19 protein-coding genes are annotated in these 15,678 nt (G+C 69.8%); 10 read left to right on the top strand and 9 right to left on the bottom strand.

Going from position 1 to position 15,678, the window contains the following annotated elements:
• Window positions 1-387 precede the first annotated feature (387 nt).
• Genes ACWEKM_RS02890 through ACWEKM_RS02875 form a run of 4 tightly spaced genes read left to right on the top strand, consistent with a single transcriptional unit; the run spans window position 388 to window position 2,811 of the window.
• A complete protein-coding gene (locus ACWEKM_RS02890) occupies window positions 388-807 on the top strand; it encodes a hypothetical protein (protein WP_451619366.1) in 420 nt (139 codons plus the stop codon).
• Between the two features lie 5 nt (window positions 808-812).
• Entirely contained in the window at window positions 813-1,430 is a 618-nt protein-coding gene (locus tag ACWEKM_RS02885; RefSeq protein WP_451619365.1) for a hypothetical protein, read from the top strand.
• Entirely contained in the window at window positions 1,400-2,287 is an 888-nt protein-coding gene (locus tag ACWEKM_RS02880; RefSeq protein WP_451619364.1) for a protein kinase domain-containing protein, read from the top strand. The genes ACWEKM_RS02885 and ACWEKM_RS02880 overlap by 31 nt, the downstream gene beginning before the upstream one ends.
• Window positions 2,284-2,811, top strand: a complete 528-nt coding sequence (locus ACWEKM_RS02875; protein ID WP_451619363.1) for a GNAT family N-acetyltransferase — start codon at window positions 2,284-2,286, stop codon at window positions 2,809-2,811. Before ACWEKM_RS02880 ends, ACWEKM_RS02875 begins: the two co-directional genes overlap by 4 nt.
• 180 nt (window positions 2,812-2,991) lie before the next feature.
• Here the strand turns inward: ACWEKM_RS02875 and ACWEKM_RS02870 are convergent, their stop codons facing one another.
• On the bottom strand, window positions 2,992-3,201 hold the full coding sequence (locus tag ACWEKM_RS02870; RefSeq protein WP_451619362.1) for a DUF397 domain-containing protein: 210 nt from the start codon (window positions 3,199-3,201) through the stop codon (window positions 2,992-2,994).
• On the bottom strand, window positions 3,180-4,028 hold the full coding sequence (locus ACWEKM_RS02865; protein WP_451619361.1) for a helix-turn-helix domain-containing protein: 849 nt from the start codon (window positions 4,026-4,028) through the stop codon (window positions 3,180-3,182). Before ACWEKM_RS02865 ends, ACWEKM_RS02870 begins: the two co-directional genes overlap by 22 nt.
• Before the next feature lie 217 nt (window positions 4,029-4,245).
• Here ACWEKM_RS02865 and ACWEKM_RS02860 point away from each other — a divergent pair, with 217 nt between their 5' ends.
• Entirely contained in the window at window positions 4,246-4,584 is a 339-nt protein-coding gene (locus tag ACWEKM_RS02860; protein WP_451619360.1) for a hypothetical protein, read from the top strand.
• Between the two features lie 212 nt (window positions 4,585-4,796).
• On the opposite strand, the gene ACWEKM_RS02855 is transcribed toward ACWEKM_RS02860, so the two are convergent.
• The 3 genes from ACWEKM_RS02855 to deoC are packed head-to-tail and all read right to left on the bottom strand — an operon-like array spanning window position 4,797 to window position 8,100.
• Window positions 4,797-5,714 carry an aldehyde dehydrogenase family protein gene (locus ACWEKM_RS02855; RefSeq protein WP_451619359.1) on the bottom strand — a complete coding sequence of 306 codons (918 nt, stop codon included), beginning with the start codon at window positions 5,712-5,714 and terminating at the stop codon, window positions 4,797-4,799.
• Window positions 5,707-7,137 (bottom strand): aldehyde dehydrogenase family protein, encoded by a 1,431-nt coding sequence (locus ACWEKM_RS02850; protein WP_451619358.1) that lies wholly within the window; start codon window positions 7,135-7,137, stop codon window positions 5,707-5,709. Before ACWEKM_RS02850 ends, ACWEKM_RS02855 begins: the two co-directional genes overlap by 8 nt.
• A 3-nt stretch (window positions 7,138-7,140) precedes the next feature.
• Window positions 7,141-8,100, bottom strand: a complete 960-nt coding sequence (gene deoC, locus ACWEKM_RS02845) for a deoxyribose-phosphate aldolase (RefSeq protein WP_451619464.1) — start codon at window positions 8,098-8,100, stop codon at window positions 7,141-7,143.
• A 169-nt stretch (window positions 8,101-8,269) separates the two neighbouring features.
• On the opposite strand from deoC, the gene ACWEKM_RS02840 reads away from it, so the two are divergent.
• Both ACWEKM_RS02840 and ACWEKM_RS02835 read left to right on the top strand, forming a co-directional pair.
• Window positions 8,270-8,971, top strand: coding sequence for a PH domain-containing protein (locus ACWEKM_RS02840; RefSeq protein WP_451619357.1), 702 nt, complete (start codon window positions 8,270-8,272; stop codon window positions 8,969-8,971).
• 332 nt (window positions 8,972-9,303) lie between these two features.
• Complete coding sequence (locus ACWEKM_RS02835; protein WP_451619356.1) at window positions 9,304-9,696, top strand: hypothetical protein; 393 nt, start codon at window positions 9,304-9,306, stop codon at window positions 9,694-9,696.
• A gap of 454 nt (window positions 9,697-10,150) precedes the next feature.
• On the opposite strand, the gene ACWEKM_RS02830 is transcribed toward ACWEKM_RS02835, so the two are convergent.
• Window positions 10,151-11,290, bottom strand: coding sequence for an FAD-dependent oxidoreductase (locus ACWEKM_RS02830; protein ID WP_451619355.1), 1,140 nt, complete (start codon window positions 11,288-11,290; stop codon window positions 10,151-10,153).
• 129 nt (window positions 11,291-11,419) lie between these two features.
• Here ACWEKM_RS02830 and ACWEKM_RS02825 point away from each other — a divergent pair, with 129 nt between their 5' ends.
• Window positions 11,420-12,007, top strand: a complete 588-nt coding sequence (locus tag ACWEKM_RS02825) for a TetR/AcrR family transcriptional regulator (protein ID WP_451619354.1) — start codon at window positions 11,420-11,422, stop codon at window positions 12,005-12,007.
• Window positions 12,008-12,353: 346 nt separating this feature from the next.
• Here ACWEKM_RS02825 and ACWEKM_RS02820 read toward each other — a convergent pair whose 3' ends face one another.
• Window positions 12,354-13,166 (bottom strand): helix-turn-helix transcriptional regulator, encoded by an 813-nt coding sequence (locus tag ACWEKM_RS02820; protein ID WP_451619353.1) that lies wholly within the window; start codon window positions 13,164-13,166, stop codon window positions 12,354-12,356.
• A gap of 72 nt (window positions 13,167-13,238) precedes the next feature.
• On the opposite strand from ACWEKM_RS02820, the gene ACWEKM_RS02815 reads away from it, so the two are divergent.
• A complete protein-coding gene (locus tag ACWEKM_RS02815; protein WP_451619352.1) occupies window positions 13,239-13,952 on the top strand; it encodes an SDR family oxidoreductase in 714 nt (237 codons plus the stop codon).
• A 7-nt stretch (window positions 13,953-13,959) separates the two neighbouring features.
• Here the strand turns inward: ACWEKM_RS02815 and ACWEKM_RS02810 are convergent, their stop codons facing one another.
• Both ACWEKM_RS02810 and ACWEKM_RS02805 read right to left on the bottom strand, forming a co-directional pair.
• Entirely contained in the window at window positions 13,960-14,136 is a 177-nt protein-coding gene (locus ACWEKM_RS02810; protein ID WP_451619351.1) for a hypothetical protein, read from the bottom strand.
• On the bottom strand, window positions 14,133-14,264 hold the full coding sequence (locus ACWEKM_RS02805; protein WP_451619350.1) for a hypothetical protein: 132 nt from the start codon (window positions 14,262-14,264) through the stop codon (window positions 14,133-14,135). Before ACWEKM_RS02805 ends, ACWEKM_RS02810 begins: the two co-directional genes overlap by 4 nt.
• A 364-nt stretch (window positions 14,265-14,628) precedes the next feature.
• On the opposite strand from ACWEKM_RS02805, the gene pstC reads away from it, so the two are divergent.
• Window positions 14,629-15,651, top strand: a complete 1,023-nt coding sequence (gene pstC, locus ACWEKM_RS02800) for a phosphate ABC transporter permease subunit PstC (RefSeq protein ID WP_451619349.1) — start codon at window positions 14,629-14,631, stop codon at window positions 15,649-15,651.
• Window positions 15,652-15,678: the final 27 nt, after the last annotated feature.

Here is a 15,678-nt window from a genome sequence, read left to right as displayed (position 1 = left end):
ACAGCACCTCCTTGCTGGATGCCGGCGGCGGCTGGCTGGCCCATCCTTCACCGATCCGCGTGAGGACGGGCTTGTACTCCGATTGGCCACCGGACGGAGACAGCCGTGAACGGTCACGCCACGTTGGATCGGAGAGGCGTCTCGTACGACCACTGCGAGGACCGCGCGACGTTTGCGGTAACGGTGCATCACCGGGACGGTCACACTGAGCCCAGCGTCCTCAAGTTGGAGCCGGGACAGGTGGAAGCCGAGGCCGTTGAGGTGCTGCTCGACGCGATCTGCCCCCGCGGCTCACACGGCCGCCCCTGAACCCCGAAGGCCCGGTGGGGAAGAGGACAGCGCCGCCCGGTCGCCGGGTGCCACTTGAGTCAACAAGAGGAGCGCATGATGAGCACCAAAACCGTGGAACAGGTCGAACTCGGCCGGTTCCTGACAGTCACCGCCCGGCAGTTCGACGCCGGACGTAGTGTCCCGGAGATGTTCTCTCCGGCCATCGACGGCGAATGGCACCGTCTTCTCAACTCGCCGGACTACCAGGCGTTCTGCGCCGAGCACGCCGGGCGTCAGATCGGGCACGCGCCGAACGCGGGAGCCGGTGAAATCTCCTGGGTCCGTGTGTATGAGGAGTTCTTCGGGCCGCTGCCCGAAGTCTGGTTCACCGACCAGCACGGGCGCCTGGACCACGAGAGGTTGGCCCACTACCGCGAGACTGGGACCGTGGTCGCCGAATGGGACTGCTCGCCGGTCCCCGGCGACGGCGGTGACGAGGCCGCCCCCGCGCGGCACACAGCGGCAGCAACCCTTTGACCGCCATGCCGGTTGGCGGAGCGTTCCGGCCCAGTGCCGGGGCGCTCCGCCTCGTCGCCCCCCGCACCACCACCCCCAGGCCGGACATCGCCGCCTACGTGCTGGCCGTGACCGCCCACTGTTCCTACCTCGCCCCGTCCCTCGATCGTGGCCTGACCGGCTGGACTCTCTACGAAGCCGTCGGCGGCCCCCTGGACGTGGAGGCCGAGGTATTCCACGCCGCCGTGCAAGCCGCCGAATGGGTCCGGCCGTTGGCGCCGCGTGCCCAGGGCACGTTCGTATGCGAAAACGTCGCCATCCTGGGCGCCGGACGGGAAGCGTTGCAATGGCCGCACTGGGCCCTAAAACACCTCTATGGACCGGTGGGTCTGATGATCGGCAAGTTCGCTGCGGGGGAGGAGCGCACCGATCACAGGGGCCGCAGTATCCCGCCACCACCGGTTTCGTACCTCCCGGTACGGGCCGCTGTCCGGGCCCGCGACAGGCGGTTCCTGCAACGCACCCCGAACCTGGCGGATGCCGTGGCGTGCGCGAGGGACGACGGCCGTGACGTGTTCAGCCATATCGGGCACGACTGGAAGGACATCAGACTATGGGCGCAGCACCTCCCGTCGAGGCAGTAGCAGCTCTGGAGCACCTTTTGGGTCCGGTCACCTGCGATCTGCTCAGTGACCGGCGAGGCTCCCGCGCATGGAAGGTCATCGGCACCCGGGGTTCTGCGGCATTGAAGGCCAACAACCCCGAGGCCGGCCCCGGACGCGACAAGGCCGCGGAGATGGCTCAAGAGGACCGACATCTACTCGCCCTCACCGACGCGGGCGCGCTCAGCCCCGGGTACCGGGTCGATGCCGGCACATGGGAGGGCGGCCGGTGGCTGGCGGTCCGCTGGATCGACGGAACCCCCCTGTGGAACGCCATGGCCTTGGCCCGCGGCCCCGAGGGCGACCGGCCCTCGGCACGGCCGTGGCTCCTGGGCATCGCCCGAACCTGGGCGGAGCAACTTGAACGACTGCACGCCGCCGGTTGGGCCCACGCCGACGTGCAGCCCACCAACACCCTCGTGACCCCCGACGGCCGCACCGCCATCTTCGACTTCGCCCTATCGTGCGGGCCCGAGATGACGCGTCGCCTGCCGTACCGGGGCGCCTTGACTCACGCCACTGCCCCCGAGATCGCCGACGCCATCCTGACCACCCCCGCCGACACCCACATTCAGGCCAGACCACCGGCCGACATCTGGGGGCTGGGCGCATCCCTGTTCTGGTGCTGGACCGGACAACGCCCCGTCCCCTACGCCGACGACAGCCCGCGGACGGACAAACTCCGCGCCATCGCCGACGGAAAACGCCTCCTGTTCGATGACGCCCGGCCGTGGTCCTTCCCCTTCTTCGAGGAGATCATCACCGCGTGCATGGCGCCGGTCGCTGACGACCGACCGACCGCCGCCGACCTGGTCGCCATCATTGAGGAGACCCAGTGATCACGCTGCGGGACCTGGCCCCCGGCGATGTCTCGGCCGTGCAGAGGATCTACAGCGGTGCTTCCGTCACCTTCACCTGCGGGCACCCCATGACCATCGGCGAGGCCACCACCTACGTCACCACCGCCATCGCCCAAGCCCGGCTGAGCCCCCGTGAACGGTGGTGCTTCGGCGTCACCGCCGGTGATGACCTGGTCGGGATGATCAAGTTCCGCGATCGTGGCGCTGGGCACGCCACCTTGAGCTACATCTTGCGGGAAGACAGTTGGGGGCACGGGTACGGCACCGCCGCCGTCCAACAGGTCATCGCGTACGCGTTCACTGCCACCCATCTGGACCGGCTGAGCGCCAAGTATCACCCCGACAATCCCGCCTCTGGCCGCGTGCTGGCCAAGGCCGGGTTCACCCGCACCACCGACTTCCAGGGCCGGGCGGACGGCGCGCCAGTGGCCTACCCGGTCTATGAGATCCAGCGCTCCTCCGCGCCAGGACTCGTGGGCGGTGACCCCGCCGACGGCGACTGACGGCCCATACCGACTCGGTCCGCTACGTCACCGGATCGATCGCCGGACTCAAAGCCCAACCCGCTTGCGGGCACCGGCGCCGACATCCTCGACAAGCCGTGACAGGCTGAGCGGCCCGCCAGATTCCCTGTTCCGGAACGGGTCCTGGAACAGCGCCAGGGCCCGTTCCGTGTAACCGTCTTACAGGGAACCTTCCTTGATGCTGCTGACGAACGGTTGCCAGGCGGCTGCGTCCAGCATCAGGACGGGGCTGGTCGTGTCCTTGCTGTCGCGGACGGGGATCGTGCAGGCGAAGTCGTCGCAGATCTCGACGCAAGCGTCCCCCTGCTGGTTCCCGCTGTAGGAGGACTTGCGCCAGCGGGCGGTGCTCAGATCCGGGGTGACTCGCATGGCTCGTACGTCTCCATCGTCGCTTCGATCAGCGCCGCGGACTCCGTGGGTGGGAGAGCGCTGGCCTTCATCAAATCGTACTCTCGCACGCGTTGCGCGACGGTCTCTCGGTCGTCGAAGATCTCGCCGTTCCTGGGGCCTTCCTGGTACACGGTGGTTGAGTTGTCCGGGAGCGTGAGCAGGATGAGTGTGCCGTTCATCAGGGTGCACGCGCCCGCCTCGAACGGGACGACCTGGATCGTCGTGTGGCGGGTTTCCACCAGCGGTACCAACGCCGCGAGTTGCTCGCGCATTACTCCAGAGCCGCCCACGGCTTGCCGCAGGGTCGCTTCGCCGAGAATCCACCAGACGTCAGGTGGACAATCGCCTCGCAGGACTTCTTGGCGCCCCAGACGGGCTGCCACCAAGCCGTCAATTTCCTTGGGACTCAACCCAGGATCACCCTTGACGAACAACGCACGCATGTACGCAGGGCTCTGGAGCAGCCCAGGGATAAAACTCGCGCTGAACTCCTGAATCCGCGCCGCCCTCGCCTCCAGCTCCAGGCAGTGATCGAACCGCCGAGGCGTGTACTCCCGCTTCACCGCGCCCCACAATCCCTGGAACAACTCCCCGGTCCCAAAGGCCACATCCAGCTTCTCGGAGATCGGCGGCAGCGGAAGCCGTTCCCCCGTCTCCACCCCGTGTAGGTGTGTCTTGCTGTAGTTGACGATGTCCGACAGCCGGTCGAACGAGAGCCCGGCGAGCTGGCGTTGGCGGCGAAGCTCCACCCCGTACAGGTCGCGGGCGGAGCTGGCGGGGTCGAGTTCGCGGGCGGGCTGGGTCATCGTGGGGCTCCCTTGCCGTGTGGACGTGAAGTGATGTGCCGTGCGGCCATGCCGCTCCGTGTCCCCGAGGGGATGCCGTCACCTCGTCCACGCTAGTCGCGGTCGGTGACAGTGTGAGTGCGAACGGTGAAAGAGGGCAGGTGGAAGCCGTTCCATAACTCGGCTCGGAACACCGTCATCCTGTTCAACGGTGTTGTCCGGCCATGACGCTGAGGGTGTGAACAGCGAGAACGGACCGGAGGCACCCTTGACCTCCGGAGGACGTACGACGACGGGCGCGGCGGCGCGCGCCGCGGGCAGCGCCGGGTGGGCGGCCGGGCTTGCGGAGACCCGGCTCCCGGTCGGTCAACCCGCCTACGACAGGCGCCAGGAGAGGCGCGGCATCGTCATGGACCACCAGGACGGGTTCGTGTGGCTGCGCCCGGAGCGCGGTGGCACGGAGTGGACAGCGGCCCCCGGCGATGTGCAACCGCTGAACGTCCGCGAGCAGGCGGAGGCCCTGCTGTGGGCGCGGGTGGCCAGGGCGAACTCCCGCAGCAGGGGGGAGGTCCTTTGAGCATCGAGTGACCGTCACGTCACCGTCACATCACCCCTGGCGCGGATCATCCTGATCGGGGAGTCGGCCGACGAGGCCGAGCGCATGGTGCCGCGCCATCTGCGGGAGCAGGCGCCGGACGACTGGTCGTCGTGGCCAACTTCGAGCCGCCGTAAGGGTGGAGAGCCGCGTCTCCTCCGGGCAGGGAAGAGGCGCGGCTTGTGCTCGGTGGCTCAGTACGCAGAACCCGACGTGCCCAGTGCCCCCGTCGGGTGCCACACCGTCTTCGTCTCCAGGAACGCCGTCATGCGCTCGGTGCCCGGCGTCGCCGACCAGTCGTCCACAGGCTGTGGGCGAAGGACCCGCTTCAGATTGTCCGCCGCCGCGATCTCCAGCTCCTTCGCCAGCGCCTCGTCGGCACCCGCGAGGTCGATCGCGTTGACGTCCTGGTGCGCGGCCAGCGGCGCCGCGATCTCCGCCGTACGGCCGGAGAGCACGTTGACGACACCGCCGGGCACGTCCGAGGTGGCCAGTACCTCGGCCAGGGAGAGGGCCGGGAGGGGGGACCTCCCGGAAGCCACCACCACCGCCGTGTTACCGGTCGTGATCACCGGGGCGAGCACCGACACCAGGCCCAGGAAGGACGACTCCTGCGGGGCCAGCACGGCGACCACGCCGGTCGGCTCGGGAGAGGAGAGGTTGAAGAACGGGCCCGCGACCGGGTTGCCGCCGCCCACCACCTGGGCGATCTTGTCGGTCCAGCCCGCGTACCAGACCCAGCGGTCGACGGTCGCGTCCACCACGGCGGCCGCCTTGGCCTTCGACAGGCCCTCGGCGTCGGCGACCTCGCGCACGAACTGCTCCCGGCGGCCCTCCAGCATCTCCGCGACGCGGTAGAGGACCTGGCCCCGGTTGTATGCCGTCGCGCCCGACCAGCCGCCGAACGCCTTGCGGGCGGCGACCACCGCGTCCCGCGCGTCCTTGCGGGAGGAGAGGGGAGCGTTCGCCAGCCACTTGCCCTTCGAGTCGGTCACCTCGTACACCCGGCCGCTCTCGGAACGCGGGAACTTGCCGCCCACGTACAGCTTGTAGGTCTTGAAGACGCTGAGCCGCCGCGCGGCGGAGTCGTTGACGGACACGTGGTCAGACATCGAGGTACGCCTCCAGGCCGTGGCGGCCGCCCTCGCGGCCGTAGCCCGACTCCTTGTAGCCGCCGAACGGCGAGGTCGGGTCGAACTTGTTGAACGTGTTGGACCACACGACACCGGCCCGGAGCCGGTTCGCGACCGCCAGGATGCGTGAACCCTTCTCCGACCAGATGCCCGCCGACAGGCCGTACGGCGTGTTGTTGGCCTTGGCGACGGCTTCCTCTGGAGTGCGGAAGGTGAGGACCGACAGCACCGGGCCGAAGATCTCCTCGCGGGCGACGGTGTGCGCCTGGGTGACGTTCGTGAAGAGCGTCGGGGCGAACCAGTAGCCCGAGGACGGGAGTTCGCAGGCCGGGGACCAGCGTTCGGCGCCCTCCGCCGTGCCCCGCTCGGCCAGCGCGGTGATCCGGGCCAGCTGCTCGGCGGAGTTGATCGCCCCGATGTCGGTGTTCTTGTCGAGCGGGTCGCCGAGGCGCAGCGTCGACAGTCGGCGCTTGAGGGACTCCAGCAACTCGTCGTGGATCGACTCCTGCACCAGCAGCCGGGAGCCCGCGCAGCAGACCTGGCCCTGGTTGAAGAAGATGCCGGTCACGATGCCCTCGACCGCCTGGTCGAGGGGGGCGTCGTCGAAGACGATGTTCGCGCCCTTGCCGCCGAGTTCGAGGGTGAGCTTCTTACGGGTGCCCGCGACCGTGCGGGCGATCTCCTTGCCCACGGACGTGGAGCCGGTGAAGGCCACCTTGTCGACGTCGGGGTGCGCGACGAGGGCGGCGCCGGTCCGGCCGTCGCCGGTCACGATGTTCACGACACCCCGGGGCAGGCCCGCCTGCCGGCAGATGTCCGCGAAGAACAGCGCGGACAGCGGGGTCGTCTCGGCGGGCTTGAGGACCACCGTGTTGCCGGTGGCGAGCGCCGGGGCGATCTTCCACGCCAGCATGAGCAGCGGGAAGTTCCAGGGGATGACCTGGCCGGCCACGCCCAGCGGCTTCGGCGACGGGCCGAGACCGGCGTGGTCCAGCTTGTCCGCCCAGCCCGCGTAGTAGAAGAAGTGCGCGGCGACCAGGGGGAGGTCCGCGTCGCGGGTCTCCTTGATCGGCTTGCCGTTGTCCAGCGTCTCCAGGACCGCCAGCTCGCGGCTGCGCTCCTGGATGATGCGGGCGATACGGAAGAGGTACTTGGCGCGCTCCGCACCGGGCAGCGCCGACCACTTCTCGAACGCCGTGCGGGCGGCCTGCACCGCCCGGTCGACGTCCTCGGCGGTGGCCTGGGTGTACTCGGAGAGCACTTCCTCGGTGGCCGGAGAGACCGTCTTGACGAGATCCCCGCCCGCGCTCTCGACGAACTCCCCGTCGATGAAGAGGCCGTACGACGGGGCGATGTCGACGATCGCGCGCGACTCGGGCGCGGGTGCGTAGTCGAATGCCATGGGTCAGTCCACCGTTACGTAGTCGGGGCCGGAGTAACGGCCGGTGGCCAGCTTCTGACGCTGCATCAGCAGATCGTTCAGGAGCGAGGACGCGCCGAAGCGGAACCAGTGGTTGTCCAACCAGTCCGCACCGGCGGTCTCGTTGACCAGGACGAGGAACTTGACCGCGTCCTTGCTCGTGCGGATGCCGCCGGCGGGCTTCACCCCGACCTGGACGCCGGTCAGGGCGCGGAAGTCGCGCACCGCCTCCAGCATCAGCAGGGTGTTGGCCGGGGTCGCGTTCACCGCCACCTTGCCCGTCGACGTCTTGATGAAGTCGGCCCCGGCCAGCATGCCGAGCCAGCTCGCCCGCCGGATGTTGTCGTACGTCGACAGCTCGCCCGTCTCGAAGATGACCTTCAGGCGGGCGCTCGCGCTACAGGCTTCCTTCACCGCGACGATCTCGTCGTACACCTTCAGATACTTCCCGGCGAGGAAGGCGCCGCGGTCGATGACCATGTCGATCTCGTCGGCGCCCGCGGCGACGGCCTCGCGCACGTCGGCCAGCTTGACGTCGAGCGCGGCACGGCCGGCCGGGAAGGCGGTGGCGACCGAGGCGACCTTGACATCGGACCCGGCGACGGCCTCCTTGGCGACGGCCACCATGTCGGGGTAGACGCAGACGGCCGCGGTCGTCGGGGTGGTGCGGTCCGTCGGGTCCGGGTGGACCGCCTTGGCGCTGAGCGCCCGGACCTTGCCCGGCGTGTCCGCGCCTTCCAGCGTCGTCAGGTCGACCATCGAGATGGCGAGGTCGATGGCGTACGCCTTCGCGGTGGTCTTGATGGAACGGGTGCCGAGCGAGGCGGCGCGCGCCTCCAGGCCGACCGCGTCGACGCCGGGCAGCCCGTGCAGGAAGCGGCGCAGCGCGCTGTCGGACGCGGTCACGTCGGCGAGGGCCTGCGCTGGGGGAGCAGAGGTGGGCATGGTCACCAGACGAGCATATCTACGCGCGTAGCGGCTGTACACCCCCCGAAACCGCCCCGATCGCCGGGCGGCTGCCGACGCTCGGCCCCGTCCCCCGCCCCCCGTGCCCTGTTCCCCGTGCCGGGGCCGAGGGGGAGCGGCGCCGACGGTGTCGGGCAGAATCGGGACCATGACGACCCCGGACCACCAGTCTTCCGAGCCGCAGCCTCCGGAGCCCACCGTGAAGGACCGGGTCCACCGGTCGCCCGCGGCGATCGCCGGCGGGGTGGTGATGCTCGCCATCATCCTGTGGCTCGGCTTCGACGCGCTGTTCAGCGGGGACGGCCGGACCCCGTGGGTGGCCCTTGCCGCGCTGATCCTCGTCGTGCCGCTGGTGGTCGCCTTCACCCTGCGCCCGGCCGTGTATGTGGGCGAGGACCGGCTGCGGGTGCGCAACCCGTTCCGGGTGATCACCCTGCCCTGGGGCGAGATCGCCGCCCTGCGCTCCGGTTACTCGAACGAGGTGGTCGCCAACTCCGGCGCCAAGTACCAGCTGTGGGCCGTCCCGGTCTCGCTGCGCGAGCGCAAGAGGGCCGCCCGGCGGCAGGCGCGGGACGAGGCGGCGGCGCGCGACGGCGGCGGCCGGTCCGGCGGGGCGAGTACGAGGGGCGGCGGCGGTCTGCGCGGGGGCGGTCTGCGCGGCGGCGGCGAGCCGTCCGGTCCGGCGCGGGCGGAGGCCGACCAGTTCATGGACGACCTGCGTGCGACGCTGGAGCGAAGGGGGCAGGAGCCGAGCGCCCAGGGCGAGATCACGGTTCGCTGGGCGTACGAGATCGCGGCGCCGGCGGTGGCCGGGGCGGTGCTGCTGGCGATCCTGCTCGCGGTGGGCTGACCGGAGCCGGTCGCCGCGTCCTCGGCCGCGATCCCTTGCGCCGTACGAGCCGTACGAGCCGTACGAGCGGGACGTGTCGTACGCACCGTACGTGCCGTGTACGCGCCTTTCACGCCCTTTGCGAGTGTTCGCGCGGCAACGTTGTCACATCGGGGTGAGCGCTTTCCATGTGTCTTTCCTAGAGGTTGCCAAGGGGATACATCCGGATGAAGCGTGGCCCTGGCAGTCAGTTTTGTCCGGGCGCCCGCGCGCTCGCCTCAGTAGATTGCAACCGTCGCCCATTACGTCGTACCTGCGGGTTTTACTTTTCTAAGGGCGACGGGGGTGGGGACATGGAGCGGTCCGGCGAGACGGCGAGACCCGCCGTCGCGGTGGCGGGAATCAGATGCCAGGTCGACATCGACGGCCAGGGACGGTTCGGTTGGCGCCTGGTGGCGCCCAACGGGCGGTCGGTAGCGGTCTCGCTCACCTGGCACGACAGCCACGCCCGATGTCGCGCGGCGTTACACCGGCTGTGTACGCGCCACGCCGACATGGGCGGTGGGGTGCAGCACAGCTCCGACGGCGGTGGCTGGGTGTGGGCGGTGTGGGACCAGTCGGGTCGCCATCTCGCCGGTTCGGCGCGCACCTATGAACGGCACGCCACCTGCCGCGCCTCCTACGACCGTTTCCGCGCACTGCTGGCCGAACTGGCCTCCGCGGGGCCGGAGTTGTGGGGCGAGTAGCGCCTCTGCGGGGTCAGGACGCCGGGACTTGGTCCGGGCGTCCGCCCCGCTGAACTGTCACGCCGCCGGGTGGGGCGCCGGGCCGCCGACGAGGCTTGCGCTTCCTGTGCGTTGCGTTGCGATGCGGTGCGGTCCCGGGGTGCGATATCGCGTCGGCGCGTTGCTCCTGGGCTCAACCCGCCCTGTGCGGGGGCCAGTTGAGGGCGTGGCCGCCGGGGCACGGTTCGGCTGGCCGTCCGCTGAACTGTCGGGCCGCCGGCCAGGCGCCGCGCCGTCGGGTGGAGTGTCGGGCCGCCGGTGGGGCTCGTGTCTCCCGTGCGTTGCGGTGCGGTTCCGGGGTGCGGTGTCGTGTCGGCGTGTTGCTCCTGCGCTCAACCGGCCTTGCCTGGGCGTGGGACCGGCGGGAGCCCGAACATGTTGGTCGGGGCGTCCGCGAGTAGCTTGTGGCGGGTGCTCAGTGCTGGGGGTCGTCGCCGAAGTCGGGGAACTCGGTTGCCAACAGGTGCTCGGCGCCGCCTTCGAGGGCCTGGGCGTTCTCGACCGAGCGGGGGAGCATGGTCTTCTCGTAGGCGTGGAGGGCGTCGTCGACAGTCGCCGCGTTCGCCAGGGCCAGAGCGAGGTCGCTCGCGTCGAGCATGGCGAGGTTGACGCCGACGCCCAGCGGCGGCATGAGGTGGGCGGCGTCGCCGAGCAGGGTCACGGTCGGCTCGTGCTCCCAGGTGTGCGGCACGGGCAGGGCGAAGATCGGGCGGTCCACGTAGGGGCCGTCGTTGTCGGTGATCAGCTGTTTCATGCGGGGTGCCCAGTGAACGTAGCGCTCCAGGAGCCGGGCGCGGATGGCGTCGGTGTCCTTGGGCGTCAGGCCGCTCGCGGTGATCCAGTCGGCCGGGACGCGCTGGATCAGGTAGACGCGGATGTGGTCGTTGCCGTTGCGCTGGGCGAACATTCCGCGCTCGCCGTCGGCGGCGTGCGCGCCGCCCTGGCCGACCAGTTCGGCGATGTCGGGGTGACGGGCTTCGACGTCGGAGAACCACGCCTCCAGGAAGCTGATCCCGCTGTATTCGGGGACGGCCGGCGAGACGGCCGCGCGCACGCGGGAGAAGGCGCCGTCGGCCCCGATGACCAGGTCGGTCTCGGCGGTGGTGCCGTCGGCGAAGTGCAGCAGGCGCGGCCCCTGGGCGGGTCCGCCGACGCGGTCGAGGCCGTGGCCCCAGCGGACCGTGCCGGGTTGGAGAGAGCCGAGCAGGAGGTCGCGCAGCAGGCCGCGGTCGATCTCCGGCTTGAACAGCTCGTCGGGCTCGGGGATCTGGTGGGAGGTGATCACGCCTGTCGGGTCCATCTGGCGCATCTCCTGCCCTTCGGGGCGGGCCAGCTTGAAGAACTCGTCGAGCAGGCCGGCTTCACGCAGGGCGATCTGACCGTTGTCGGCGTGCAGGTCCAGGGTGCCGCCCTGGTTGCGTGCGTCGGGGCTGGCGTCGCGGTCGTAGACGGTGACCGCGATGCCGTGCTGCTGAAGGATGCGGGCGCAGGTCAGCCCGCCGGGTCCGGCTCCGATGATGCTGATCCGGGCGTGAGCGGGGTTCGGAGAAGTCATGGGTTCGTCCTTTGCTGTGGGATGGGGCTGCAGGAATGCGCCTGCTCTGCGGTCTCAAAAAGTAGAGTAGATAGAAAAGTAGAATGTGACAACTCTTCTCCGGGTGGCACTTTCGGATAGGCTCACGGCATGACCGAGCCCGTTGTCAGCCGCCGCGAGCGCAAGAAGGCCGCCACCCGGCAGGCGATCGCCGACGCCGCACTCCGACTCTTCCTGGAGCGCGGCTACGACCACGTGAGCATCAAAGAGATCGCCGAAACCGCGGATGTGTCGACCGCCACGGTCTTCAAGCACTTCACCGGCAAAGAAGCCCTCGTGTTCGACCGGGAAGAGAGCACAGACGCGCGCCTGACTGCGGCAGTGCGAGAACGGCCCGCAGGTCGGAGCGTTCTCGCTGCCCTGCGCGAGCACGTACTCGCCACCTGGCTGCCGATCGCCGCACACCCTCAGGGAGCGGAGTTCACCCGCCTGGTCAACACCACCCCGGCGCTACGCGCCTACGCCGAACGCATGTGGACCCGACATGCCGACACTCTCGGCGCGGCCATTGCCGAAGAGTACGGCGTGGATCACGACAACCTCGCCTGCACGACCCTGGCCCGCTTCGTCCTGGAGATCCCTGGCCTGGCCCAACGGCAGAAGGACCGCAGAGCAGCCGTCGAGGAAGTCTTCGACATCCTCACCAACGGCTGGCAGCCGCCGACGTCCGGTTGCTGACTCGGCTGGATCACGGGTGCCAAGTAGGTAGTGTCACGGCCCTGTTGGGGAGGGCTTTCCCCCGGCGAAGGACTGGAGTCAGCCTGCTGGGGCGGCCGCAGGCATCAGACCCAGCCTCTGACGCATCACCAGAAACGCCGCTGCCTCGCGTGCGGCGCGACCGTCGGCATCCGATGCCGGCGACGGGGGGCGGATCGGCAGCAGGCATGTTGCCACCGTACGAGAGACCCCGGCGCGGGACCCGAACCAGTGGCGTGTCTGCGACCGGATGCACAGCAGCCTCACTGACAGCAACCCGGTGGGCCGGCTCCGTCCGAAGAGACCGTCGGACGAGGCACTCCCTTGTTCAGGTTGCCTGCCTGGCCAGCCTGTGCAGGGCCCGCACGGCAGGTGATCCGGGGTCGGCCGTGATCAGGACGACTTCCTGGTCATCCTCAGGCACGAGCAGGACGTCGCAGTTCAATCGCAGCGTGCCGGCTTCCGGGTGGTGCAGGGTCTTGGTGCGGTGTCCGGGAGCGTGGACCGGACGCGTCTGCCAGATCTGCCTGAACTCCTCGCTGCTGGCGTGTAGTTCGGCCAGCAGGGCGGTCACCTGCGGGTCGTGAGGGTAGCGGTCGGCGGCCCGGCGAAGCCGCGCCACCACGATGTGCCCGAACTCCTCAGCGCTTGAGCTCTCGTACATCCTTCCCTGGCCCAGGAAGCGGCGCCGGGCCAGGTTCGTCGTCCCGCGTGCGAGGTCGCCGCCGAGCAGTGCCTGGGCCAGGGGGTTCCAGGCAACGACGCCGTACGCCGCGTCAGTGACGATGGCAGCGGTCTCCGGCAGCCGCTCCAGCATCCGAACCACGTGCGGACGTACCCGCCGCACGGCGTTGCGGCCGGGCGGCGCGTTCGATCCCGCCAGGCGGAACAGGTGGCTGCGCTCGGCCGACGTGAGCCGCAGCGCCTGGGCCAGCGCGTCCAGGATCCGGGCTGATGGCCGCGGTCCCCGGGCCTGCTCCAGTCGCGTGTAGTAGTCGACCGACATGTGGGCGAGCTCCGCCACCTCCTCGCGGCGCAGGCCCGGCGTACGGCGGGCGGTGCCCGTCGTCAGCCCGGCCTCGTGTGGACGGAGGCCCGCCCGACGCTCCCGCAGGAAGCGGGCCAGCTCGTGCCGCGCCATGCCACCTCCTGCCGCTTGCCTGGTACAGACTGTCCCTGGCAGGGCGCGCAGCGCCAGGGGACCTTGGTTTCCATGAACGATCGCACAGCTCTGGTCACCGGTGCCAACAAGGGCATCGGCAAGCACATCGCCCGGCTGCTCGCGGCCGAGGGCCTCACCGTGTACGTGGGCGCCCGCGACCTCGGGCGCGGACAGCGGGCCGTCGAGGAGATCGGTGCCGACGCCCGGCTGCTGGTCCTCGACGTGACGGATCCCGACGGCATCGCACAAGCCGCGGCTCAGGTGAAACGCCTGGACGTGCTGGTCAACAACGCCGGCATCTCACCGTCACTCGCCTCGCCGGCCGACACCCTCGTCGAGGAATACCGGCGCACGTACGAGACCAACGTGTTCGGGGTGGTGGCGGTGACCAATGCCTTCCTGCCCGCCCTGGGCCGGTCCCCGCACCCGCGCATCGTCAACATCTCCAGTGGCACCGCGTCGCTGACCTGGAGCACAAACCCCAACCCCCAATTCACCCCGGGAAGCGGTGGCGCCGCCTACCGGTCGTCCAAGGCCGCCCTCAACGCCCTCACCGTCTTCTACGCCCAGAGGCTGGCCGAGGACGGCTTCAAGGTCAACGCTCTCGCCCCCGGCATTCGGGCCACCGACCTCAACCCCCGGGCCGCCGCTGCCGGTGGCGACCCGGCCGAGGCAGCGCAGGGTGCCCTCCGCCTGGCCCTGCTGCCGGACGACGGCCCCACCGGTGGCTTCTTCTCCTGGGACGGAACCCCCGTGCCCTGGTGATTGGTCATCAGTCACGGGCGGCGTCGGAGAGGGCTGCGAGGGAATAGGCGGCACTGCGGGTGAACTGGCGCCTGTCCACGTGTGCTTTCCCGATCTCGGCGACGGGTTGGTCGTCGCCGTTGTCCGAGATGCCGCATGCTCCAGGCAGGCAGTAACCGAGGTGGTCTCCTCGCACGAGGTTCACCTGACGTTCTCCTGGTGCAACAGGAGGGCTACTTCGATGCCCTGGGACCTGGAGGCGCGGTCGAGCCCGAAGGCGTTCGACGGCCTGGAATGCTGGGTGAGCGCCGCACTGCGCCCCGCAGCGGTCACTCAGCGCAATCCTCGGGCGGCCAGACCTCTCGTCAGCGTCTCCGACGGCACCTTCCGGGCCCGGTGACACCACCCCCAGGTCATCCCCTCGACGGGCGGGAAGGTCATGGTGGGCCCGGAGGCCAGCGGTCCTCTTGGAGGACCGCGAAGAGCATGACGGGGCTCGCGTCTCCCGTGTGTTGCGGTGCGGTCCCGGGGCCCGTGCTGCGCAGGCGCCCTGCTCTCGGGCTCTCAACCCGACCTGTTCGGGCGCCCGTTGAGGGGGTGGTGTGCGTGGTCGGTGGTGATGGATGTTGCCCGTACGGTCCCCGTAGTTAACCTCTCGGGATGCGCATGTCAACGGTGCGACCGCAGCGTCGGGGACGTGCCCCTGTTGAAGAGACAGCCCCTGCCCGCGTCCGGCGGGGCGGATGACGTACCGAGACGCCTGTACGCCGACCCCGGCCTGCCCGACCGGATCTTCCGCGTGGTGCTGCGCTCCGGCGGTGGCTTCGTGCTGGCCGTCATGCTGCTCGTGGGCGGCTTTCTGCTCTACCGTGCGTGGCTGGCGCTGGACAAGGCCGGCTGGTCGTTCCTGACCACCGCGGAATGGGCGCCCGACGCCGGGCGGTTCGGCATCGCGGCCGTGCTCGTCGGCACCGTACTGATCGCGACCATCGCCGTTGTGGTGGCCGTACCGCTGGCCACCGGCGCGGCGCTGTACATCTCCGAGTACGCCCGACCGCGGCTGCGTCAGACGCTGATCAGCGTCGTCGACCTGATGGCCGCCGTGCCGTCCGTCGTCTACGGCCTGTGGGGGGTGTTCTTCCTCCAGGACAAGGTCCTGCCGACGGCCCGCTGGATCTCCGCGTACTTCGGCTGGATCCCCGTCTTCGATGTGCGGGGGGCCGATCCGGACGATCCACTGGCGCCCGCGAGCATCTACACGTCCTCGACGTTCATCGCGGGGCTGGTCGTCGGCATGATGATCGCGCCGATCATCTGCTCGATCATGCGCGAGGTCTTCTCCCAGGCGCCCGCCGGTGAACGTGAGGGCGCCTACGCGCTCGGCGCGACCCGCTGGGGCATGATCCGCAGCGTGGTGCTGCCCTTCGGGCGCGGCGGCATGATCGGCGGCACGATGCTCGGGCTCGGCCGCGCGCTCGGCGAGACCATCGCCATCTTCATGATCATCTCGCTGACGTTCGACATCCAGTGGCACATCCTCCAGTCCGGCACCAGCTCGGTCTCCTCGCTGATCGCCCTGCGCTACGGCGAGGCGAGCGAGTTCGGTATGTCCGCGCTGATGGCGGCCGGTTTCGCTCTGTTCATCATGACCCTGATCGTCAACTTCGCCGCCTCGTCCATCGTCGCCCGCTCCCGCTCGGGCGCGGCGAGCGACGCCTGACGAACGCCTCCGCTCCCGCACCGCCAA

The sequence above is a fragment of the Streptomyces sp. NPDC004752 genome, assembly GCF_053601275.1.
Note: the sequence above shows the minus strand (reverse complement) of the source record. Positions and strands in the feature narration are given on the sequence as shown.